23 protein-coding genes and 5 tRNA genes are annotated in these 22,579 nt (G+C 43.3%); 18 read left to right on the top strand and 10 right to left on the bottom strand.

What is annotated here, in order from left to right:
- Positions 1 to 150: 150 nt before the first annotated feature.
- Positions 151 to 1,377 carry a pyridoxal phosphate-dependent aminotransferase gene (locus H4I94_RS05880; protein WP_092819877.1) on the top strand — a complete coding sequence of 409 codons (1,227 nt, stop codon included), beginning with the start codon at positions 151 to 153 and terminating at the stop codon, positions 1,375 to 1,377.
- A 123-nt stretch (positions 1,378 to 1,500) separates the two neighbouring features.
- Here H4I94_RS05880 and H4I94_RS05875 read toward each other — a convergent pair whose 3' ends face one another.
- A complete protein-coding gene (locus tag H4I94_RS05875; RefSeq protein ID WP_261182282.1) occupies positions 1,501 to 2,352 on the bottom strand; it encodes a DMT family transporter in 852 nt (283 codons plus the stop codon).
- Between the two features lie 553 nt (positions 2,353 to 2,905).
- Between H4I94_RS05875 and H4I94_RS05870 the strand changes: the two genes are divergently transcribed.
- Entirely contained in the window at positions 2,906 to 3,337 is a 432-nt protein-coding gene (locus H4I94_RS05870; RefSeq protein ID WP_261182281.1) for a PaaI family thioesterase, read from the top strand.
- A gap of 62 nt (positions 3,338 to 3,399) precedes the next feature.
- Here the strand turns inward: H4I94_RS05870 and H4I94_RS05865 are convergent, their stop codons facing one another.
- Entirely contained in the window at positions 3,400 to 3,858 is a 459-nt protein-coding gene (locus tag H4I94_RS05865; RefSeq protein ID WP_261182279.1) for a hypothetical protein, read from the bottom strand.
- A gap of 238 nt (positions 3,859 to 4,096) precedes the next feature.
- On the opposite strand from H4I94_RS05865, the gene H4I94_RS05860 reads away from it, so the two are divergent.
- Positions 4,097 to 4,172, top strand: a tRNA-Asn gene (locus tag H4I94_RS05860).
- A 267-nt stretch (positions 4,173 to 4,439) separates the two neighbouring features.
- Here H4I94_RS05860 and H4I94_RS05855 read toward each other — a convergent pair.
- Positions 4,440 to 5,621, bottom strand: a complete 1,182-nt coding sequence (locus tag H4I94_RS05855) for a S1C family serine protease (RefSeq protein WP_092819881.1) — start codon at positions 5,619 to 5,621, stop codon at positions 4,440 to 4,442.
- Between the two features lie 170 nt (positions 5,622 to 5,791).
- Here H4I94_RS05855 and H4I94_RS05850 point away from each other — a divergent pair, with 170 nt between their 5' ends.
- The 8 genes from H4I94_RS05850 to H4I94_RS05815 all read left to right on the top strand — a co-directional run bounded on the left by H4I94_RS05850 (position 5,792) and on the right by H4I94_RS05815 (position 8,907).
- Positions 5,792 to 6,550 carry a Nif3-like dinuclear metal center hexameric protein gene (locus tag H4I94_RS05850; protein ID WP_261182276.1) on the top strand — a complete coding sequence of 253 codons (759 nt, stop codon included), beginning with the start codon at positions 5,792 to 5,794 and terminating at the stop codon, positions 6,548 to 6,550.
- 150 nt (positions 6,551 to 6,700) lie between these two features.
- The gene (locus H4I94_RS05845; protein ID WP_086195136.1) at positions 6,701 to 7,327 is read left to right on the top strand and encodes a superoxide dismutase; all 627 of its coding nucleotides are present in this window, start codon (positions 6,701 to 6,703) and stop codon (positions 7,325 to 7,327) included.
- Positions 7,328 to 7,485: 158 nt separating this feature from the next.
- Positions 7,486 to 7,561 (top strand) — tRNA-Asn (locus tag H4I94_RS05840).
- Positions 7,562 to 7,566: 5 nt separating this feature from the next.
- Positions 7,567 to 7,642: transfer RNA gene (locus H4I94_RS05835), tRNA-Asn, on the top strand.
- Positions 7,643 to 7,647: 5 nt separating this feature from the next.
- Positions 7,648 to 7,723: transfer RNA gene (locus H4I94_RS05830), tRNA-Asn, on the top strand.
- Between the two features lie 252 nt (positions 7,724 to 7,975).
- A complete protein-coding gene (locus tag H4I94_RS05825) occupies positions 7,976 to 8,227 on the top strand; it encodes a hypothetical protein (RefSeq protein WP_261182274.1) in 252 nt (83 codons plus the stop codon).
- 103 nt (positions 8,228 to 8,330) lie between these two features.
- Positions 8,331 to 8,406 (top strand) — tRNA-Asn (locus H4I94_RS05820).
- A gap of 54 nt (positions 8,407 to 8,460) precedes the next feature.
- Positions 8,461 to 8,907 (top strand): DUF2726 domain-containing protein, encoded by a 447-nt coding sequence (locus H4I94_RS05815; RefSeq protein ID WP_131273234.1) that lies wholly within the window; start codon positions 8,461 to 8,463, stop codon positions 8,905 to 8,907.
- A gap of 64 nt (positions 8,908 to 8,971) precedes the next feature.
- On the opposite strand, the gene H4I94_RS05810 is transcribed toward H4I94_RS05815, so the two are convergent.
- Positions 8,972 to 9,214, bottom strand: a complete 243-nt coding sequence (locus tag H4I94_RS05810) for a hypothetical protein (RefSeq protein WP_092819884.1) — start codon at positions 9,212 to 9,214, stop codon at positions 8,972 to 8,974.
- A gap of 148 nt (positions 9,215 to 9,362) precedes the next feature.
- Positions 9,363 to 11,105 (bottom strand): FAD-dependent monooxygenase, encoded by a 1,743-nt coding sequence (locus tag H4I94_RS05805; RefSeq protein WP_261182270.1) that lies wholly within the window; start codon positions 11,103 to 11,105, stop codon positions 9,363 to 9,365.
- A 188-nt stretch (positions 11,106 to 11,293) separates the two neighbouring features.
- Between H4I94_RS05805 and H4I94_RS05800 the strand changes: the two genes are divergently transcribed.
- Positions 11,294 to 12,178 (top strand): LysR family transcriptional regulator, encoded by an 885-nt coding sequence (locus tag H4I94_RS05800; RefSeq protein ID WP_261182267.1) that lies wholly within the window; start codon positions 11,294 to 11,296, stop codon positions 12,176 to 12,178.
- A 360-nt stretch (positions 12,179 to 12,538) separates the two neighbouring features.
- Here H4I94_RS05800 and ubiA read toward each other — a convergent pair whose 3' ends face one another.
- From ubiA to glnA, 4 genes are all read right to left on the bottom strand, one after another.
- Entirely contained in the window at positions 12,539 to 13,417 is an 879-nt protein-coding gene (ubiA, locus tag H4I94_RS05795) for a 4-hydroxybenzoate octaprenyltransferase (protein WP_261182264.1), read from the bottom strand.
- 17 nt (positions 13,418 to 13,434) lie between these two features.
- Entirely contained in the window at positions 13,435 to 13,935 is a 501-nt protein-coding gene (locus tag H4I94_RS05790) for a chorismate--pyruvate lyase family protein (RefSeq protein ID WP_261182262.1), read from the bottom strand.
- Between the two features lie 103 nt (positions 13,936 to 14,038).
- A complete protein-coding gene (locus tag H4I94_RS05785) occupies positions 14,039 to 14,317 on the bottom strand; it encodes a hypothetical protein (protein ID WP_261182259.1) in 279 nt (92 codons plus the stop codon).
- A gap of 89 nt (positions 14,318 to 14,406) precedes the next feature.
- Complete coding sequence (glnA, locus tag H4I94_RS05780) at positions 14,407 to 15,822, bottom strand: type I glutamate--ammonia ligase (RefSeq protein WP_261182258.1); 1,416 nt, start codon at positions 15,820 to 15,822, stop codon at positions 14,407 to 14,409.
- A 966-nt stretch (positions 15,823 to 16,788) separates the two neighbouring features.
- Between glnA and H4I94_RS05775 the strand changes: the two genes are divergently transcribed.
- The 6 genes from H4I94_RS05775 to H4I94_RS05750 all read left to right on the top strand — a co-directional run bounded on the left by H4I94_RS05775 (position 16,789) and on the right by H4I94_RS05750 (position 21,080).
- Positions 16,789 to 17,373 carry an anthranilate synthase component II gene (locus H4I94_RS05775; protein ID WP_261182255.1) on the top strand — a complete coding sequence of 195 codons (585 nt, stop codon included), beginning with the start codon at positions 16,789 to 16,791 and terminating at the stop codon, positions 17,371 to 17,373.
- A 17-nt stretch (positions 17,374 to 17,390) separates the two neighbouring features.
- Positions 17,391 to 18,437, top strand: a complete 1,047-nt coding sequence (gene trpD, locus H4I94_RS05770; protein ID WP_261182252.1) for an anthranilate phosphoribosyltransferase — start codon at positions 17,391 to 17,393, stop codon at positions 18,435 to 18,437.
- 18 nt (positions 18,438 to 18,455) lie between these two features.
- On the top strand, positions 18,456 to 19,265 hold the full coding sequence (trpC, locus tag H4I94_RS05765; protein ID WP_261182247.1) for an indole-3-glycerol phosphate synthase TrpC: 810 nt from the start codon (positions 18,456 to 18,458) through the stop codon (positions 19,263 to 19,265).
- A gap of 12 nt (positions 19,266 to 19,277) precedes the next feature.
- Positions 19,278 to 19,967: a Smr/MutS family protein gene (locus H4I94_RS05760; RefSeq protein ID WP_092819893.1), complete on the top strand. Its 690-nt coding sequence runs from the start codon at positions 19,278 to 19,280 to the stop codon at positions 19,965 to 19,967.
- A gap of 94 nt (positions 19,968 to 20,061) precedes the next feature.
- Complete coding sequence (folE, locus tag H4I94_RS05755) at positions 20,062 to 20,610, top strand: GTP cyclohydrolase I FolE (RefSeq protein ID WP_171259699.1); 549 nt, start codon at positions 20,062 to 20,064, stop codon at positions 20,608 to 20,610.
- 110 nt (positions 20,611 to 20,720) lie between these two features.
- Entirely contained in the window at positions 20,721 to 21,080 is a 360-nt protein-coding gene (locus tag H4I94_RS05750; protein WP_131273240.1) for a cupin domain-containing protein, read from the top strand.
- Between the two features lie 88 nt (positions 21,081 to 21,168).
- On the opposite strand, the gene H4I94_RS05745 is transcribed toward H4I94_RS05750, so the two are convergent.
- Positions 21,169 to 22,545, bottom strand: coding sequence for a diguanylate cyclase (locus H4I94_RS05745; RefSeq protein WP_261182240.1), 1,377 nt, complete (start codon positions 22,543 to 22,545; stop codon positions 21,169 to 21,171).
- Positions 22,546 to 22,579: the final 34 nt, after the last annotated feature.

Genomic DNA, 22,579 nt, shown 5'->3' with positions numbered 1-22,579 from the left:
ATTTAATTATTTGTTCTTATTGCTCAGCTGATTTAACCGGGTTAAATACTTTTTTCCAATATTGGCACATTCAAGCTCCCCTTTTTGGCGCAATTTAAGATAAGATAGTGTGCTTTTTATTTTTTAATCCCTATAAGAAGGAATACTGCCGTGGACGTACGTCTCTCTGATCGTGTAAATGCCATCAAACCGTCCCCTACACTTGCTGTTACCAACAAGGCTGCTGAACTTAAAGCCGCTGGTAAAAACGTAATTGGCTTGGGTGCAGGTGAACCAGATTTTGACACCCCACAACACATCAAAGATGCAGCAATTGCCGCTATTAACAACGGTTTCACTAAATACACCGCTGTTGACGGTACTCCAGGTCTTAAAAAAGCGATTATTGCGAAATTAAAACGCGATAATAATCTTGATTACGCTGCAAACCAGATTCTGGTTTCTTGCGGTGGCAAACAGTCATTCTTTAACTTGGCACTTGCTTTGTTAAACAAAGGTGATGAAGTGATCATCCCTGCACCATACTGGGTAAGCTATCCAGATATGGTGATCATCGCTGAAGGTGTACCTGTAATCGTGAAATGTGGTGAAGAACAACGTTTCAAAATTACACCTGAACAGTTAGAAGCTGCGATCACTGACAAAACCCGTTTAGTGGTACTGAACAGCCCATCTAACCCGACTGGCATGATCTACACTAAAGAAGAATTACTTGCTTTAGCTGAAGTTCTGCGTAAATACCCAGAAGTTCTTGTTGCGTCTGATGACATGTACGAACCAATCCGTTGGGATGATGAATTCTACAACATCGCAACTGTTGCTCCAGACCTTTACGACCGCGTAATCGTATTGAACGGCGTGTCTAAAGCCTATGCAATGACTGGCTGGCGTATCGGCTATGCAGCGGGTCCTGCTAAACTGATTGGCGCGATGAAAAAAATCCAGTCTCAATCTACTTCTAACCCGACTTCTATTTCACAAGTTGCTGCTGAAGCTGCATTGAACGGTCCTCAAGACGTTCTTGAACCAATGATTGAAGCATTCAAACGTCGTCATGACCTGGTTGTGAAAGGCTTAAATGACATCAACGGTATTACTTGCTTACCTGCTGACGGTGCATTCTATGCCTATGCCAATATCAAGCCGTTAATTCGTGCCAAAGGTTTAAAATCTTGCACAGAATTCTCTGCATGGTTACTGGAAGAAACTGGTGTTGCGGTTGTTCCTGGTGATGCATTCGGCCTAGGCGGTTACATGCGTATTTCTTATGCAACTGCTGACGAAGTACTGGTAGATGCGCTTGCTCGTATCAAGAAAGCGGCTGATTCAATCGAAGGCGTTGACGCTGCGATTGCTTCAATTGCTGCTGAAAAATAATCTGCTTTTTCTAAAGTAAGATTTAAAAAACCCGCGAATTTCGCGGGTTTTTTTCTGTTTCAGGTTTATCTTTTTATCGGTAAAAATATCCAGATTCATTTTTCTTTTTTAAACACACTTTGATTATTTCAACGCGCTTTCGGCATGCTTCTGATCAGGAGTAGCCCAAATCACCAAGGCAATTCCCGTTAAAACAATGACAGCAGAAATGATCATCCGCCAGCTTAAAGTCTCACCAATAAACAATGCGCCACCCAAAATAGCTAAACACGGCACGGATAGCTGTACACTGCTGGCTGTCAAACGGTCAATCTGCTTCACGATGGCATACCAAAGCACGTATGCTCCGCTTGAGGCTAAACCGCCTGACAGCACAGCTAAAAGTATCCCTTGAGGCAATGCAAAACTTTTCGTGTAAAACACAACATACGCCAGCAAAACAAAAGGAATGGCCATCACAAAATTGGCCAATGTACTGGCCAAGGGTTTTTGCATATTTTTGCCCGCGATGCTGTACATCGCCCAACCTATTCCCGAAAGCACCATTATCGCGGCATACCCCAAATTTGGAGCAGCGGCACCCGGAAGCAAAAGAATAAAACTCCCGATAATTGCCATACACAATCCGGCACCACGGCGCAGATTGATTTTTTCACCATGACATAAACCATAGCCGACCATGCTGAGCTGGACTGTGCCAAATAACAGCAATGCCCCGACTCCCGCATCTATATGCAAATAAGCCAGTGAAAATGCCACAATATATAAGGCAAGAAAAAAACCGTTTTGAAGACTCCATTCTATTTTGGCTTTTTGTGCAGAAAACAGGTAAAGCATCCATAAAACGATAGCGCCACTCGCAACCCGAATCAGGCTAAAACTCATGGGGTCAATTTGCTGTTCGGCCAATGCCAAACGGCATAAAACCGAATTGGCAGCAAAGGCCAGCATGGCAATCGAGATTTTGAGCAGCATGGTTGAGCATCCTTATTCAACAGCCTACTTTAGGTATATCGGAACTATTTCATTAAATCTACATCGTTTTTCTGATGCTATGTATCAAAAATACCAATGTGTAAATTCTGCACATAAAACTGTGGGGATTATTTTTCTCCTTTATTTTTAGCAAAGAGAGGGTTCCAGCGTCGGCTACCAGCCTTTGGATATTATTGGCAAAACAATAAAACTCAGGTTGATGATCACTGTAAATTTCCCTCTCCAGCTTTAAATCCTCCAGCTGTTGACTCAAGGTAAAGACAGGAAGGTCGCAATAGGGTTAATCTCGACGGCACTAAAACAAAAAGGGGTTGAACGACACAAGCATTGACCTTACTTTTTTTTGATCCATTTTTTGTTTTTCTAAAAAACAGCACACTTATACTGGGACGTGCTATCCCCCATTTTCTTATCATTTCAGCTGATGTCGCTAAATTAAATACTCTCGAATATTTCTTGACGATTTTTATGTACATCGTTAATTTAAACAACAAGTTCCTTTTTAGAACTTATCAATAAGGAAATAAATAGAATGAATCCCAAAGAAATGACTGGACTGCAACTTTTACAAGCCATGTGTGATGGCAGAATTCCAGCACCCTCAATGAGTGAAACCATCCCCATGCAGCCTTATGAGGTTTCAGAAGGCATGATCTGTTTTAAAGTAAAAGCCAATAACCACCATTTAAATCCCTTGGGTGGCGTGCATGGCGGTTTTGCAGCAACTGTACTGGATTCCGTCACGGGCTGTGCTGTCCACAGTATGCTCGAAGCAGGTGCAGGCTATGGCACCATCGATTTAAATATAAAAATGTGCCGTCCCATTCCTCAAGATCAACAACTGCTGGCTATAGGCAAGGTGATTAATATCAGCAAGAATCTGGGTATTTCTGAAGGTGAAATTGTCGATGAAAATGGCAAACTTTATGCCCATGCCACTGCGACGTGTATGATTATCCGTTAATACCTAATATCCACCTCATTCAGAGCTTAGATCATTTCCTAAGCTCTTGGAGCCAGCACAGATTAAACGGCTGATTTAAACGATTTTGTGAGTGCTGATAAAGACACGTCCGGACGCGAAGTTCCCTTATAGATACATAAATACTTAAATACGCTATCAAGCGAGATAGAGAGTTTCTTCTGTTCCGACACTGACCACACTTTAGAATTGTTGCGTCCAGATAAAGCGCTGCCATTCAGCTGATACAAATACAGGTCATGATCACGCTGCAACGGTTGCTTGCGGCCATTGGAATAACTATCCAGAAGTAATTGACAGGGTGAGTTAATCAACCATTTATTGCTAAACCAAAGCTGCAACAAGTCACCCAGATATAAGACCTCAGTACCGACTGGCCAGACCTGAATATAGGCATCCTCAACAGCGGTCTGATAGCGCTGCGGGTCTTGAATAATAGAAAGGTAATTGTCTTGATAAAAAGATAAATTTGAAAAAATTTCGGCAATCGTCAGCGTATGCATTCGCTTTCTCCTGTTTAGCCATTTTAGTGCTGGCAAGTTGGTTTAAATCCACACTGTTTGAACTTGCATTCAAACGTTCTGTTATGAATTTAATCTAACAAGCCAGTTTTGGCTGTGCAAGTTTTTTTAGGATTTTTGATTTAGTTGTTTAAATAAAAAGCATACGGCATAAAAATTAAGGCATCATGACACTTTTAGCTTGACCCCCTGCAAAATCTGCTTATAATCGCATGCAGATTCTCCAATAGCTCAGTCGGTAGAGCGACGGACTGTTAATCCGCAGGTCCCTCGTTCGAGCCCAGGTTGGAGAGCCAGATTCTAAAAACCCACTCAACAGAGTGGGTTTTTTTATGGCCTAAATAATCTATAGCTGTTTAAATCACTCAATACACGATACTGCTCTTTTTTAGATTCAATCTACCCATTCCTGTTTTCTATCAAGTTAGGTTATTCATTGCATTCAAAGTATTGAGATATAAAATTTATAGCAAAATCAGCATAAGCCCTAAAAGCAAAAAGCGCATCGAAATGCGCTTTCTACTCATCAATCCATATCAACATGGATCAATATCACAATTGTTTTATTGCTGAGGTAAAGGAATATACTGTGAATTATTATTCTGTGCTTTACGTTCAGTCACCACCACATTCAGGGTTAATGGTTGTTCATCTCGAACCACTTCAACTTTAATGGTGCTATTCGGCGCTTGTAAAGCCACATAATTAATCAAGTGGGAAGCTGAAGTAATCTGCTCTCCATTGACCTGGATAATTTTATCACCCTTTTTAATTCCCGCTTTGGCTGCTGGACCGTGAGGAAGCACGTCCGCAACGACAACACCAGTCTGCTTAGGTTCAAGAATATTATCCTGTTGCACTGGCATGAGGCTAATACCCAACCAGCCACGAACCACGCGACCATCTTTCAGAATTGAATTGAGAATTTGCTGGCATACTTTCGCAGGAATGGCAAAGCCAATTCCCAATGAACCACCCGATTGAGAGAAAATAGCCGTATTCACGCCAATCAGATTACCCGCCACGTCAATCAGTGCCCCACCCGAGTTTCCGGGATTAATCGCGGCATCTGTTTGAATGAAGTCTTCATAGGTATTAATGCCCAAATCTGAACGGTTGGTGGCAGAAATAATCCCTTGAGTAACCGTTTGCCCTACACCGAACGGGTTACCAATGGCAAGCACCACATCCCCGACTTCATTGCCGCTGAGTTTAAAAGGCAAAACCGGAAGCTTGTCGAGTTCAATCTTAATCACCGCCAGATCGGAATCCGGGTCTGTGCCAATCACTTTAGCGACTGCACGGCGTCCATCATTCAAGCCCACCACAATCTGTTCAGCCTGAGCAATGACATGGTTGTTCGTCAAGATATAGCCATCTGAACGCACAATCACCCCCGAGCCCAGGCTGTTTTCATTTTGCTCCTGATCGAACTGTTCAGGGACCTGATCGCCAAAAAACTCGCGAAAAGCCGGATCATTCAACAAAGGATGTTCTGCTTTATTCACCTTCTGGGTAGTGAAAATATTCACCACCGCAGGAGCCGCCACCTTCACGGCATTACTGTAAGATTCGACGGCACCCGCCCTGTTGGTATTGACTAAAGGCTCGACTTTTTCTCTGGGCATTTTTATACCGTCAGAGGCAACAGGGGCTTGCGGCTTCTGAGAATGTTGCCAGACAAGAAAACCGAGAGTGACTAAAACAAGTAAAACCCAGGGTAACCATGAAAAGGTGCGACGCACGGTAATTTCCTCTAACAATATTTTAATTCGTTGATGACTAAGTAATTTATCTGCCATTGTAAAATGAAATACAGCAGGAAACTTAAAAATAATTCAGAGTTTTGTGCTGCTTTAGTTACAATTCAAAATATGTTTTGATGATATTCAATATTAAGGCTTTTGAGAAATTTATGGCAAAGCTCCATGAAATTATTCAGTGGTGTGATCAAACCCTGAAATCACACGAATTTAAAGACTATGCACCAAATGGCTTGCAAATAGAAGGCAAACCGGAGATTGGCAGAATTTTGTGCGCTGTTACGGCATCTCAGGATGCAATTGAGGCTGCCATTGCACAAGGTGCCGATTTACTGCTGGTTCATCATGGCTATTTCTGGAAAGGTGAACCCTACCCGATTACCGGCATGCGCGGTAAACGTATTAAAAGCCTGATTCAGCATGATATCTCACTGGTCGGCTATCATTTGCCTTTAGATAGCCACCCGACTTTAGGCAATAATGCCGCCATTGCCGACATTTTAGCTTTAGAAAATATTGAGGCTTTAGATCCAGCTGAACGCAACCCGATTGGCAATATTGGTTATTTAAAAAACGCCATGTCTGCTGAAGACTTTAAACAGTATGTGTCTGAACGTTTAAATTTTAACGCCATCCATCTTCCCGCGGAAAAAACCAGCATTCAGAAAGTGGCTTATTGCACCGGTGGCGCTCAGGATTTTATTGGCAAAGCAGCTGCGCAAAATTGCGATGCCTATATTTCCGGTGAAGTCAGTGAACGTACCTATTATGAAGCCAAAGAACTGAATGTGCATTACTATGCCTGCGGCCATCATGCCACCGAACGTTATGGCGTTCAACGTCTGGCAAAAGCTATTTCAGAACAGTTCGATATTGAGTATAGTTACTCTGAATTAAACAATCCGATTTAATTTAATGACGGTTTAACATTTTCTTTATACGTATAAATTGAGGCTTTATTCTGTATTGTTATTTATAAGCAATGCGCAATTTCCCTCAAGAATCTATTACAATAAAGCGACTTAATGTTAAAACCCAGCAAAATGCAAGGAATTAAAGACATGACAACGATTACTTTACCGGCACTTCCATACGGTTATGAAGATCTTGCTCCGCACATCAGCAAAGAAACTTTAGAATACCATCACGACAAACACCACAACACTTACGTTGTAAACTTGAATAACCTGATCAAAGGCACAGACCTTGAAGGCAAAACTTTAGAAGAAATCATTAAAGCATCTGCTGGTGATGCTGCTAAAGTTGGCGTGTTCAACAACGCGGCTCAAGTTTGGAACCATACATTCTACTGGAACTGTATGGCTAAAAATGGTGGTGGTAAAGCGACTGGTGCTTTAGCGGCTAAAATTGATGAAGCTTTCGGTTCTTATGAAAAATTTGCTGAAGAATTCGCTGCTGCTGCAACTACTCAATTCGGTTCAGGCTGGGCTTGGTTGGTTGCTGATGAAGTAAATGGTAACTTATCTATCCTTAAAACTTCGAATGCCGACACTCCACTTGCTCATGGTAAAGTTGCTGTGTTGACTATTGACGTTTGGGAACACGCTTACTACATCGACTTCCGCAATGCACGTCCTGCTTACATCAAAACTTTCCTGGAAAGCTTGGTAAACTGGGATTACGCAAATGCTAAATATGCTGGTCAAGCCGCTGGCGTTGAAAAATAAGAAATAAAATATTTTTTATTTTTCGCTTAAAAAATCACCCTTTATGGGTGATTTTTTTATTTTCAGGACCCAAACGCATATTAATAAAGCAAATAATTCATTTCTTTACATTATCTTGTTGACGACTTTAGTTTTCATCCCTAAAATGCGCATCAGATTCTCCAATAGCTCAGTCGGTAGAGCGACGGACTGTTAATCCGCAGGTCCCTGGTTCGAGCCCAGGTTGGAGAGCCATCTATTCTTCCATAGCTCAGTCGGTAGAGCGACGGACTGTTAATCCGCAGGTCCCTGGTTCGAGCCCAGGTTGGAGAGCCATCTATTCTTCCATAGCTCAGTCGGTAGAGCGACGGACTGTTAATCCGCAGGTCCCTGGTTCGAGCCCAGGTGGAAGAGCCAAGATTCTAAAAAGCCCACTCATCATGCAGTGGGCTTTTTTTATATCCTGCATTTCCATTCACTGCTTATCTCAACCCTATTTTTTAAATACCTGCCTTAAACAGCCCGCTTGTAAATTGTAGACCATTCACCTATCTATTGTTCGCCGGTTAAAATTTCGTTATGTTAATCTGAATAAAAATATTCTAATAAACTGCCATGAATGCAACCTGGTTAAAATCTCTCATTTTCTGGATTATTTTGATTGTTGTCATGTTCGCGGTGTTTCAATGCAGTCAAAATTCTGAAAATAAAAAGCAGGCTTCCGCGCTCATGTATGAACGCCTGTTTCATTGCACCCGTAATTTATCGCAAAAGAACCCGGAGGTTTTAAAACATATTCAGCAACAGCTTAAGCCCGAGCTCACCCAAGCCGAGCTGATGGAATTGATCAATGAATGCCGTAAAGCACACCCCTTACAAAGTAGAGAAAATTATATAGACCAGATAAAAGCACTTAAATAATCGGTAAAAAGCTTATTTTTAAGACATTCAATTCATTTTCATGGCTTTTTTAACCCTCAGCCCTTGACCCATTAAGCTGAGATACATAGAATGCGTACCAGATTCTCCAATAGCTCAGTCGGTAGAGCGACGGACTGTTAATCCGCAGGTCCCTGGGTCGAGCCCAGGTTGGAGAGCCAAATTCTAAAAACCCACTCAACAGAGTGGGTTTTTTCTTATATCAAGATTTTATTGTGTTCAATTCAAGCCAAGCCACTTTTTTCCTTATTGGTTGCATTGCCACGCTCGCCTTGCTGACCATTATTTTTCAGCAACTGTTCAAACCACGGCAGAAGTTTTTTCCAAAGCGCGTGATCACGCCTTTTGAAAGCAAAATGTTTATCCGGCTGAAAGAAGCTTTTCCGCAGCATCATATTTTGGCTCAGGTTGCTTTTAGCGCATTAATCACCAATGACAACTTTAAGATACGCAACAAGTTCAACCGTAAAGTCACCGACTTCGTTTTACTCAATCAAAAGCTCGAAGTGGTCGCGATTATTGAACTGGACGATCCCAGCCATCTAGGCAAGGAACAGGAAGATGCCGAGCGTGATGCCATGCTGAACGAAGCAGGCTATCAGGTCTATCGCTATATCGATATTCCAAGTGTCCATAACTTAAAAAAAGACATTTTAAATTAATTCCATTTCGGCATAAAAAAGCCACCGCATGCTACGGTGGCCTGATTCAATATAAATCGTTCAATTATTTGCTAGCTTGCTGTTCAGACGGCTCTACGGTAGCGCTAGAAGCAGCCTGCTCAGCTGCTTCTCGAGCTTTGATCCGCTCCAGCATTTCAGCCTGCTGCTGCTTGTATTTTTGCTGGTTTTTCTCGTCGCTACTGACTGCCAGATAAGCCATAGAGACCAGAAAAATCGGGATAAGCAAACCCAGGCTCATCAGAATAATCATCTTCTTGGGATTTGGTTTCGCGCCTGACTGCGACATAATCAATACCTGTCAATCTATATACACTAAATTTTCCTGCCCACTATAACAAAACCCTGTGCTGTCTCAACAGATCATTCGCCTACTTTGTAAACTCGCATCAAAAAGCCGGTCGAAACCGGCTTTTTTTCGTCAAAACCCATCAAAGTCAGACAGCAAGCTGAATGCTCTCTAATACTTCTCGCAAGGTTTTTAGATAATTAAAGCCTGCTTCAGGCTTATCTTGCATCCGCCAAGCCACATAACCATCCGGACGTACCAGTACAGCACCCGCTTCATGGATTTCAGATTTATGGTTCCAGGTTCCGTAAACATCACGGTATTCACGGGAACCAATCTGAATTATGTCCAGATAAGGCAAATTCAGGGCATGTACCGCGTTTTTCCAGCCTGTACCAGACAGTCCAGTCAACAAGGTGAAACGGCCCTGTCCTACGATATCCAGCGTTGATTGCTTCTGTCCTTTGGCATTAATCAGCCAGGTATGCGGTACTTTTGCTCCCGGACGTGTCGTTGCCTGCAAGTAAAGCTGCGGATCCTGCATAAAGGTTTCCGCTGTCGCCTCGGCAATCACAGCATTTGAATCATAACGCTGATTCAGCTCCACCCCTTGGGCATTAAATTCGAAATGCTTGATCTCGAGCGCCTGGAATAATTTTTGACGAATCTCGGCACCCGCGTCATCTTCAGCGAAAATTCGCTGCAACATCGCCGCCTGTGTCGTGACCCCCTCATCAAAGCCAAAGACATCTTTCAGATGCTTATAGTCAAAACGGGACTGATTGGCACGGGCAACTATCTGTTTGCCCACAGGTGCACGCTCACGCGTATAAGAATCCAGCAAGCTTTCTTTGCTCCAACCTTTCACCGCATAGGCCAGTTTCCAGCTGAGGTTAAAGGCATCCTGCATGCAGGTATTCGAGCCTAAACCGCTGGATGGTGGATGACGGTGTACGGCATCACCACCACAGAACACACGACCTTTGGAATACTCTGTCGCCCAGGTCTGATTCACATACCAATACGACAGTTTTTGGATGTCTACTTCTGCAACTTCAGCTCCGACAAAAGCATTCAGGCGGGCACGAACCTGTTCCTCGGTCACTTGTGGCTCACCTTTGGAAATGTCAAATCCCCAGCCCATGATCCACTCATTCCATGGGGTAATGGCGCGCAACAGACCCATGCCCAGGTCACCAAAACTGGCTTCGGGATTAACAATCCATTGCAGGATGGCCGGGCGATGCTGCACGTATTGGCTTAAATCTGCCTTGAAGGTCACATACACGGTACCGGCACGTGCCATGACACCTTCCAGCGGCAGATTTAACTGCTCGACAATTTTAGAACGTGCGCCATCCATACCCACCAGATATTTGGCACGCAAGCTAAACTCGCTATTAGTAATCCGGTTTAAAAAAGTTGCCGTCACACCGTGTTCATCCTGCGTATGAGATAGATATTCGGTATTAAAGTTATAAATCGCACCGCGTTCAGCAGCATTTTTTGCTAACAATGCTTCCATTTTCGGCTGGATCAGATCTACCAATGGGCAGGGACTACCCTTGATATAATCGCCATGCCGTTCATCACCGGTACCCCAGGCGCTCAGACGGGCAATTTCTTCCCCAACCAGGCTGGTGGTAATCAGGCTTTCCCCCATCTGCTCCCAAGGCGTGGCAATCTGCTTGACCTGTTCTTCTACGCCCAGATCGCGCAACACTTCCATGGCCCGCTGATTGGTAATATGTGCACGTGGACTGTTGGCTAGCCAGCTAAACTGGGTAAAAAGCTGGACTTTAATACCATAATTGGCCAGTGCCAGTCCCAAGGTTGATCCCGCAGGACCTGTTCCCACCACCAGCACATCCGTATCAAATTGCTCAGACATCAGCTACTCCTTTTCAATGTCACCCTTCAGCTGTCTGATCTCAGTGTATGCAACCACGTTATTTTGCAGAACACCCATAGACTTAAACTATGGTTGCATAGTTTTTAGGTCTGCCACATTTCATAATCTGATTTGCGGCATCAGCTCAGAAAGAGACTGTGCAATCGGGTTTATAGGTGTGGTGAATTATGGAATTACGTCATTTAAGATATTTTATCAGCGTAGTTCAGCAAGGCAGTTTCACCAAGGCGGCCGAAAAAATGTTTATCGCACAGCCTTCATTAAGCCAGCAGATTAAAGACCTGGAAGAAGAAGTTGGGGTATTATTGTTTGACCGCTCTGCTAAAAAAATCCGTCTAACTGATGAAGGTGAAGCCTTTTTACCTTATGCACAGAATGCGCTGGAAAATGCCCAGCTCGCTATCTCTGCTGCACGTCAGGTCGCCTACAATAAAAACAACCAGATTTATATTGGCTTTTTAAATGTGGCAGAACTGAAGGTCATGCCCTTAATTCTAGACAAACTCAAGCAGCAAATTCCAGATCTGCACATTCATGTACAAAGCCTGACCTGCATTGAACAGATTCAGCGCCTAAAGAATGCAGAGCTCGACCTGACCTTTACCCGTTACGCCGTGCAGCATGATGATTATGAAAACCTGTGCTTACTGACTGAAAAAATTTATGTCGTGGCGGCAGAGAAACTCCATCCTTCCAAACATCAGATTAACCGTGAATACCTGAGCAAACAGAACATCATCATGTGTGAACAAAGTGCATCACCGGTGTTCTATGAAAAGATCAATCAACAATTGCAGCTCAAGCACCTGCCGCATCATCAGATGCTCTGGGTGACCAATGTCCTGCAACATATCAACATGATCAATATGGGCTTGGGCTTTAGTTTCGTTCCGGAATATCTACTGAAATTTTTAGGTGATCATGTCCAGGTGGTGGCGACCGAATTCGAGCTTCCGACCCTCCAGCTGTATGCCAGTTTCAGGAAAAATTCAAAAAATGCCGCACTCCAGTTCATTACCCGGGAACTAAAGATGCAAATTCAATTGGGCTGATGCTGCAACTGATCTTTACCCATACTAAAAAGTATCCGTATGGAGAGTGCAGTTTCATAATTTAAATTTTATTTCAGCACTATATTAATATGATGATCTATTACTTCTAAGTGTTTGATATTTATTTTTTCATAGCCTTGTCTTTTCTTTAAAAGTTTAAGTGGCTTTGTGTAGGCTAAACCCTACTTTTGACAGACCAAAAGTAGGCAAAAGTCTATATTCTCCATACACAACATCCTGTCGTGATGGAGAATGTGTGGCATCCCTGCCACACTCGCGAGTCCAACAGCTGGTCGTCAACTATGGGGCAGCAGTTCCCCCATGGACACTTTTTATAGCAATTTTTATTTCAAATAATCGCTAAAACAAGGCAAGGAAAATTCCGGCAAAAATTATGACACCTACCCAGCGATTATGGCGAAATGCCCAGAAACAGCGCTGTGGATCGCGATCACGGGTCTTACTCCATTGATAGATAAAATCAGCTGCCACACAGAGCAATGCGATTAAACCAAATGGCATCAACAGATTTTCCAGATACAGCGCCGTCGCAATCAATACAAGACTGATGACTTGCAATAAAGAAATAATCTCAATGTCATATTTACCGAATAAAATCGCTGTCGACTTCACCCCGATCTTTAAATCATATTCACGGTCGGTAATGGCATATTGGGTATCATAAGCCACGGTCCAGGCCAGATTGCCAAAGTACAAAAGCCAGCAGGTTAAATCCGGTGTCTGCCCCACCGCCGTATAGGCCATTGGAATGGACCAGGAAAATGCCGCCCCCAAAAACACTTGCGGCAAATGGGTATAGCGTTTCATAAAGGGATAGATAAACGCCAGGAACAACGCCCCAAATGACCAGTAAAAGGTTTCTATTGGCAAGAAAAACAGCATGCAGGCACTGGCAGCCACCAGGGCCATAAATACATATATCGCTTCTTGAGCACTGATTATTCCGGTCGCCAGTGGACGGGTTTTGGTTCGCTCCACATGAGCATCGACTTTACGGTCAGCAAAATCATTAATGGCACAACCTGCCGCCCGCATAAAAATGGTACCCAAAATCATGGGAATCAGAATGCTGATGGATGGCATACCCTGATTGGCAATCCATAACGCCCACATGGTGGGCCAAAAAACCAGTTCTGTACCAATCGGCTTATCAAAACGGCAAAGATAATAATAAGCTTCCAGACGTTCACGCCAGGTAATTTGATGCGCAGTTGCCATGACAATCCTTAACCAGGTTACTGTTTAATTTTTTGTTGAATAAATTGCTCAAATGCAGGTAAAAAAGTTTCCTGCACAATAAATTTACAACCATGCCAAGTATAACAACTTTGCCGCGTCCAGCCATCTTCCAGCAGAATGACACGGCGCTCGCAATCTGGATTGGTGCGCTGAAATAAAAACCATCCGATCGGTTTTTTACCGATATGCTTAAAAAGTCGCGCCCGACGCTGCAAGCTTAATATGGGAAAAATACTTTTCGCCTTGACCCAGGGCTGCGCTTCACAGCCATATAAATAGCTTTCACGTACCCAGGAGGTATGCTGATGCGGCATGTTCATCCAGCGGCTATCTACCCGGCTTAAACGTTGATAATGCTCTTCAATGGGCTGGACCTTGAATACCCCACCCGCCAAATCGGTTAATTGTTGTGTCAGTGAACCTGAAGCATATAACCAGGGCTTTAATGCAGGTAAAACAATTGTATTTTGATTTGCGTATGCACGCGGTTCACGCATAACCATAAAGCTCTTAAAAATATGAAAATTTATACACAGTTTAAATGATCTTCAGAAGATTTGAGTTTACTTGTTATCATTTAATTTAAAATGAAATTTTGGTTTAACAGTTGTCTGTTTTGGCAATGACTTCAAATTTTCCCTGCGGAGTCTTAATTAAAATCATGCCTTCGGCACTAAAATAAAAGCTTTCAGGATAAGCATAATCCAGAGCCAATTCAGGATTTTTAAGACCGACAAACTCAGCCTGCTTATAACCTTCCACAGTACGGCCTACTTCCAGATATTCCACAGTCGAGAAATTCATTTTAAATCCCTTGTCATGATCAAGCGGATCAATCCAAGGATAAAAGCTGGTCTGTTTTTTACGTGGCTTTGCCATAAATGGAGGACTCTTGTAAATCTTCATCCCATAATACAAAAAACCCGCGACAAGCGCGGGTTTTTCTTGAACCTAAATTCGAATATGAATTACAGGCTGTAGTACATGTCGAATTCAACTGGGTGAGTAGTCGTGTTCAGACGACGTACTTCTTCAGTTTTAAGTTCGATATAGGCATCCAGCATTTCTTTAGTGAACACGCCACCTTTAAGCAGGTAATCGTGATCCGCTGCAAGAGCTTCAAGCGCCATATCCAGGCTGTGAGCCACTGTAGGGATTTTAGCTTCTTCTTCAGGAGGAAGATCATACAGGTTCTTGTCAGCAGCTTCACCTGGGTGAATCTTGTTTTGAATACCGTCAAGACCAGCCATCAACAATGCAGCGAAACCTAAGTACGGGTTCATCATTGGATCTGGGAAACGTGCTTCAATACGCTTGCCTTTAGGGCTAGATACGTAAGGAATACGGATAGAAGCTGAACGGTTGCGTGCTGAGTAAGCAAGCATGATCGGTGCTTCGAAATGTGGTACTAAACGTTTATACGAGTTAGTAGACGGGTTAGTGATCGCGTTCAATGAACGAGCGTGCTTGATGATACCACCGATGAAGTACAATGCCATTTCAGAAAGGCCTGCATATTCATCACCAGCAAACAGGTTCTTGCCATCTTTAGAGATTGACATGTGAACGTGCATACCAGAACCGTTATCACCTACCATTGGTTTAGGCATGAAAGTCGCAGTTTTAGCGTATTGGTGAGCAACGTTCCAAACCGCATATTTGAACTGTTGTACTTCGTCAGCTTTACGAACCATCGTGTTGAAGCTCACACCAATTTCTAACTGGCAAGATGCAACTTCGTGGTGATGTACTTCTACACGGCCTGGGCCCATGATGTCTTCAATGCGGGCACACATATCGGCACGCATATCTTGATGAGAATCTACAGGAGGAACCGGGAAGTAACCGCCTTTAACACGTGGACGGTGACCAGAGTTACCTGATTCATAGCTGTTACCAGTAGACCAGGCAGCTTCTTCAGCGATTAATGTGTGGCGTGCGCCAGACATATCGATGTCCCATTTTACTTCGTCAAATACGAAGAATTCTGGTTCTGGACCAAAGAATGCTGTATCACCAATACCAGTTGATTTTAGGTATTCTTCTGCACGGCGAGCAATTGAGCGTGGGTCACGTTCATAACCTTGACCAGTAGATGGCTCGATTACGTCACAAGTTACCACAACTGTAGCTTCAGCGAAGAACGGGTCAAGGAAACATGTTTCAGCGTCTGGACGCAAGATCATGTCAGAAGCTTCAATGCCTTTCCAACCAGCAATTGAAGAACCGTCAAACATTTTACCGTCTTCAAAAGTATCTTCGTCGATTGTATCTGCAGGGTAAGTTACGTGCTGCTCTTTACCCTTAGTATCAGTAAAGCGAAAATCGACCCATTTTGCGCCACTTTCTTGGATGAGTTGAAGGACCTTGTTCGCCATGCTCATTTTGCTCCGATGATTTTTTGTTGCACCTGCTAAGTGCGTGTTAGTAGTTGGTGTCTATAAAGCAATTCTCGTACCAACTTTAAAAAAGCAAAGCTAAAATACTGAATTCTTTATCAGAATAGAAGATTTGAGCCTTTTGCTTTGTTGCTATTATACTGTGTGTAAATCTAAATGCACCATATTCAAACACTCATAATCACATTTACTTGAAAAGTGGCTTTTAATGTATCAAATTGGTGCATGCTTACTGTCTCTAGCTTAAAAAGCTCCTGTTCTGGCTGCGGTTTGCCTGAATATCCATCAGCTCCGCTTAAAATAAATTCTTAATAATTTGTTTTCTGTCATGTTAATGATTTCATTATGGAATATTTTTGATATTGTCGCGTTGAAGCAGAAAACCACTTAAACTCAAAATCAAACATATCTCATTATTATTCATATGTTTTTTATTTTCCAACTTTTAAACTGCAGATATTTCAGACTATCGACAGCATGAAATACTCTGCGCCATTTTGGTGACAACCCCTAAATCTGATTTTAAGTGATTTATGGTTTTTTATGAAGCCAAACTTCAATGAGGTAAAATTTAAGTAGCTTTCACTTACTTTTAGATGGTTTATTACCAAAATAAATTAAATCCTAAATATGAAGTGTTGAAAGTGATCTTTCATCTGTAGCCTATTTTCACAGTAGCCTTCCATGATTAAGCTTGTCTTGAATGAATTTTCTCCACCATAAAATGCAAATAAATCAGATTATTCTCATATAGTGATTTCTATAAAATCATTATCATGGAAATAGTTCAGCCGAAAATGTTTATTTTTTGCTATGATTATTCACACTCCATTTTTTAGCCATTTTGCTGCCCTTAGTTCAACCTGGACCAAGCAGTGAAAATCCGAATCATGCGAGTATTCTTGGACTATTCGAGCACATATACGTGCGCAAATTTCAATAGGTTAGCTCATGCTTTTAATGATCGACAACTATGACTCTTTTACCTACAACATCGTGCAGTATTTTGGCGAGTTAAATCAGGAAGTAAAAGTAGTCCGTAATGATGCCGTGACATTGGAAGATATCGAGCGATGGCAACCGAAGTATCTCGTCATTGGTCCCGGCCCGTGTTCACCAAGCGAAGCAGGCATTTCCATTCCTGCAATCCAGCACTTTGCCGGCAAAATTCCTTTACTAGGCGTGTGTTTGGGACATCAAAGTATTGGTCAAGCTTTTGGTGGAGATGTGATTCGCGCCAAAAAAGTCATGCATGGCCGCTTATCGGACATGTATCACAGCAACAAAGGGATTTTCAGCAATCTGCCTTCTCCATTTTCGGCAACGCGCTATCATTCCCTGGTGATTGATCAGGCAACCTTGCCGGAATGCCTGGAAGTGACCTGCTGGACCAATGAAGAAGATGGCTCCATGGAAGAAATCATGGGCGTGAAACATAAGACATTGCCGGTCGAAGGCGTGCAGTTCCATCCGGAATCCATTCTGAGTGAATACGGTCATCAAATCTTCAAAAACTTTTTAGAAATTTACGCATAACGAGTGCTACAAAGACTATGAATATTCAACAAGCTTTAAATAACATCACTAAAAATATCGAACTCACTCAACCGCAAATGGAAGAAGTGATGCGTACCATCATGCAAGGTGAAGCAACCGATGCGCAAATTGGTGCCTTGATGATGGGACTTCGCTTAAAAGGCGAAAGTATTGATGAAATTACTGCCGCTGCTCGTGTCATGCGTGAGTTTGCCATCAAAATTGATGTCAGTGACTTACCTCACCTGGTCGATATTGTAGGTACGGGTGGCGACGGACAAAACCTGTTTAACGTGTCAACTGCATCAAGTTTTGTCATTGCAGCGGCAGGTGCAACCATTGCCAAACATGGCGGCCGCGGTGTGTCATCTAAGTCCGGTTCTTCTGACCTGCTTGAACAGGCAGGCATCAACCTTGACCTGAATATGCAGCAAACTGAACGCTGTATCCGTGAAATGGGGGTCGGTTTCCTGTTTGCACCCAATCATCACAAAGCCATGAAATACGCTGCTGGTCCACGTAAAGAACTCGGCTTTCGCAGTATTTTCAACCTGCTTGGCCCGCTCACCAATCCGGCCGGGGTGAAACGTTTTGTGATTGGCGTATTCTCGACTGAACTTTGCCGTCCAATGGCTGAGGTACTCAAACAGCTAGGGGCAGAACATGTAATGGTGGTGCATTCTAAAGATGGTCTGGATGAAATCAGTCTGGCCTCTTCCACTTATGTGGCTGAACTGAAAGACAGTGAAATTACCGAATGGGAAATTCAACCCGAAGCCGTCGATATTGAATCACAAACCTTGACCGGCCTTTCTGTAGATAGCGCAGCTGAAAGTTTGGCACTTATTAAAGATGCCTTAGGCAAGAAAAAATCGGCTCTGGGTGAAAAAGCGGCCAATATGGTGGCACTGAATGCCGGTGCAGGCATCTACGTCTCAGGTTTGACCAATAGCTATAAACAGGGTGTCGCATTGGCACATGACATTATTTATGGCGGGCAAGCTTTAGAAAAGATGGGCATTTTGTCTGAATATACAAAAACGTTAAAAGAATACGAAGCTTAAGACAGTAGGACAAAGATCATGGTAGATATCGCAAATACAATTTTAGGCAAAATTGTGGATCGCAAACAGCAAGAATTTGCTGCTCGTCTTAAGCAACACAGCTATAAAGATGTGGAAGAACTGGCTCAGGCGGCAACACCTGTGCGTGGTTTTGCACAATCTTTACAAAGTAAACGCCCGGGTGTGATCGCTGAAATCAAGAAAGCCTCTCCTTCTAAAGGCGTGATTCGTGAGAATTTTAATCCTGCTGAAATTGCCCAGCAGTATGAACAGGCAGGCGCAGCTTGCCTGTCTGTACTGACAGATGTGGACTTTTTCCAGGGTGCAGACGAAAATATCCAGATTGCCCGTTCGCACTGTGCCCTGCCGGCATTACGTAAGGATTTCCTGATTGACCCTTATGGCGTGATTGAAGCACGTGCCCTGCATGCAGACTGTATTCTTTTAATTGTGGCTTGCCTGTCTGACCAGCAACTGGAAGAAATGTCTAAAACTGCATTCGAACTTAATCTGGATGTACTGGTTGAAGTACACGATGAAGATGAGCTGGAACGTGCTTTACGACTTTCAGAACGTTGCTTGCTGGGTGTAAACAACCGCAATTTAAAAACTTTTGATGTCGACTTGAACACATCATTGCGTTTAAAGAAATTGCTTGAGCCTTCACGCTTATTGGTGACTGAAAGCGGCATTGCCACACCAGATGATGTCCACATGATGCAAGAACATGATATTCATGCCTTCCTTGTGGGTGAAAGTTTTATGAAACAGCCTCGTCCAGATCAAGCCTTTACTGCATTGTTTGGTCAGCCTGTAACGATTGAATGAATATTAGAGATTATGAGTAAACATGATTCTTCGCTTTCGAAAGATCAGTACAATTTACTGAAATCTTTTAAAAAGCAAATCACTCATCCGCATTCCTCGAATATTGCGAAGCAGCCTGCGCCTGTGCAAAAGGCTGCTGAACAAGAGCAGGAAGATGACTTCGCACTTTTTCAAAAGCAAATGCAAGGTGTCAAGAAAATGGACACCAGCAACATTGCCAAACTTGAAAAAGCCTCAAAGAAAAAACCGGATGCACAAACCTTAGCGAAACGTGCAGCTGCGACCGGCCCTATGCAAACCGATGCGACCGAACTGTCCGATACCCAAGCCATGCTGAATCCCGTGGCCAGCCAGGCCACATTAAGCTATCGCATTGCAACGTTGCAACACAAAGTCTTTGAAGATTTAAAAGCAGGCAACCTGCGCTGGTTTGAGGCGGTTGACTTGCATGGCTGTACTGTAGAAGAAGCACGTGTTGCGGTACTGCAAATTATTCAAATGGCCAAAGATGAAAATCAGAACGTGATTAAGATTGTGCACGGCAAAGGTCCAGAAGCGATTTTAAAAACCTATGTCAACGGCTGGCTGCGCCAGCACCGTGATGTTTTGGCCTTTGTCAGTGCGCCTGAAAAGCAAGGCGGCACAGGTGCGGTTCTGGTTCTGCTCAAACGAAGCGAAAAGAACCCAAAATTCAAACAGTAATCGGAATTTTTCACTAAAACAGGGCATTGTAGCGGTTTTCTGCTACAATGCCGTCCTTGTTCAATATCAGTGTAAGTGAACACGTCTTATGTCTATGCAGCAATCCTACGCCAACATTTTAACTGCCGTTGGTGAAGATCTTAATCGTCCTGGTCTAAAAGATACGCCAATGCGTGCTGCTAAAGCTTTTTCGTATTTAACGTCTGGATATAGCAAAACTCTGGAAGAAGTGACCAATAGTGCGGTCTTCCCCTCTGACAACCGTGAAATGGTCCTGGTCAAAAATATCGAATTCTACTCACTCTGCGAACATCATTTACTGCCGTTCTATGGCCGTGTACATATTGCGTATTTACCTGAAGGCCAGGTATTGGGTTTATCCAAATTTGCCCGTATTACTGAAATGTTTGCGCGCCGTTTGCAAATCCAGGAAAACCTGACCCAGCAAATTGCAGAAGCAGTGGCTGAAGTGACCAAAGCACGCGGTGTTGCGGTAATGATTGACTCTGCACATATGTGCATGATGATGCGCGGTGTAGGCAAACAGGAATCCACCACCCGTACCGTGTCTTTTGTGGGCGATTTTAAAACCAATAAAGAGGAACGTCGTGAATTTCTAGCGGCTGTACCTGAAAGCTATTAATTTCATGCTAAAAAAAAGCCTCAAGATCTGTTGAGGCTTTTTTTATGTGAGGTTAGAGTCTATAAGACTTTAAAGCACCTGATTGAAGTATATACATTTAAGGATCGCTCATGTCGCAACTTTGGTTAGCCGGACAAGGTTTAACGCAGGCTGAAAAATCAATTGATTACCCCCGCCCTGACCGTTTGGTGCAAGGTAATCCTCAACGTGAAACGTATAGCCTGTATGAACATCCCAATATGGACTGTGGCATCTGGCACTGTGAAGTGGGCTGCTGGAACATTCAGTTTGCCGACAACAAACAGGAATTCTTTCAAGTGATTGAAGGTGTGGTTCGTATCCACAACCAAGCGACTGGAACTTATATTGAAGTGAGCGCCGGAAATGCCGGGATTATTCCGCCAGGCTTTGCGGGAAGTTTCGAAGTGGTTGAAGCCGTGAAAAAATACTACGTGATTGTCGAAGCCTGAATTTCACAGAATAGACATCTGCCTAAAATCTCCAAAAAACTCCCTAAGCTTAAAGGAGTTTTTTATTCATCGATTTGATTTTTCCAGATTAAGCCTTAGCTGCCTGCTTGGTGACCTGAATGCAGTTTCGGCCATTGTTTTTTGCCGCATAAAGCGCTGCATCTGCCGCATCCAAGAAACGCTGATAGTCAGGATGACCATCATACAGTGCACAGCCAATACTGACGGTAAAATTAAAACTGATGCCCATGCTGGTACGAATGGTGGTTTCCTGAATCCGGCTACGGACCTTTTCTGCAATCTCTTGTGCCCGAACCAGATCACTGTCCACCAGCAGCAATAAAAACTCTTCTCCACCCACGCGGAAGGCATAATCACTGCCCTTAATGGAATCGAGCAGCACTTCACCAATAAACTTTAAAGCCGAATCACCGGCTGCATGGCCGAATTTGTCATTAATCCGCTTAAAGTAGTCGGCATCTATGGCCAGCAAAGACAGAGGCGTATTATTTTTACGGGAAAAATTAATCTCCCGCGAAACAATGGTATGCAAATAGCGCCGATTGAGCAGTTGAGTGAGGGAATCACTGCCCGAGTCGATATAGTCAGCCACCTGAAACAGCTGATCGACCAGATGCTGAATCTCCCTGTTGTTTTCACGAATATGCTGGATGAGCTGAATGGCCTGCTCTCTTTCAGCTGCATTCAAAACGTGCTGGCTGAGCAGATCAATCTGGTGAATACGGTCAATAATAACCGAAACCTGCTCAGACCCGGTAAATGCATAAGCGGCTTTATGGATAAACCATAAGCCAAATTCAGATTTGGACAGCAAGGGATGCGTAAATTTCGGCTCATTCGAAAATACCTTAAACATCAGCTCATTTTCCCAGTCCAATAACGAGCTGCGCTGCTTGTCCTTTTGCGAGGCTACATCCTGCATGGCTGAAAATAAACGATAGGTATGTTTTATATCATTATTTTTTTCCAGATTAACTTCATAGGAGCGGCACATAATTTCCGAAGCAAAACCCAGTATCTGTACAATATACGCTGCAATCAGCAGACTGTTTTCTTGTACCTGCTCGGTCTGAAGCAAAAAGACTTTCTTTTCAATTTCACCGATACCCCGCATAATCAGCCAGGATGGAATGCCGATACGTGCATGCACTTTGCCGACCATCAGCTGCTTTTCGACAATCTCGATAAAGTTCTGCTGTAGCGGCACATTAAAGCAATCGATTAACCATTGATTCAGCGTGGTTTTTAAACGGTTTTGCACCATATCATCAGATAAGAAATAGGAGGCTTCCTTTTCCTGCATGATATTTTTATAAAACTCATAGACCAGTGTCTGGGAATGCGCCTGAATAAATTGAAAGGTGTCATTTAAATCAGTTGTTGAAAAGCCCTGACAAACCGACTTCCATTGTGCAGCAAGCGTGGCAATGCTTTCAGTATTCATACTATTGATTCCAGCACCTTGAGAATATGAGGGA

Origin of the sequence: Acinetobacter sp. T_3_1, assembly GCF_025377055.1 — a bacterium.
In the GTDB taxonomy this organism is placed as follows: Bacteria; Pseudomonadota; Gammaproteobacteria; order Pseudomonadales; family Moraxellaceae; genus Acinetobacter; species Acinetobacter kookii.
The sequence above is the reverse complement of the archived record's forward strand: the minus strand, read 5'-3'. Positions and strand labels throughout refer to the sequence as shown.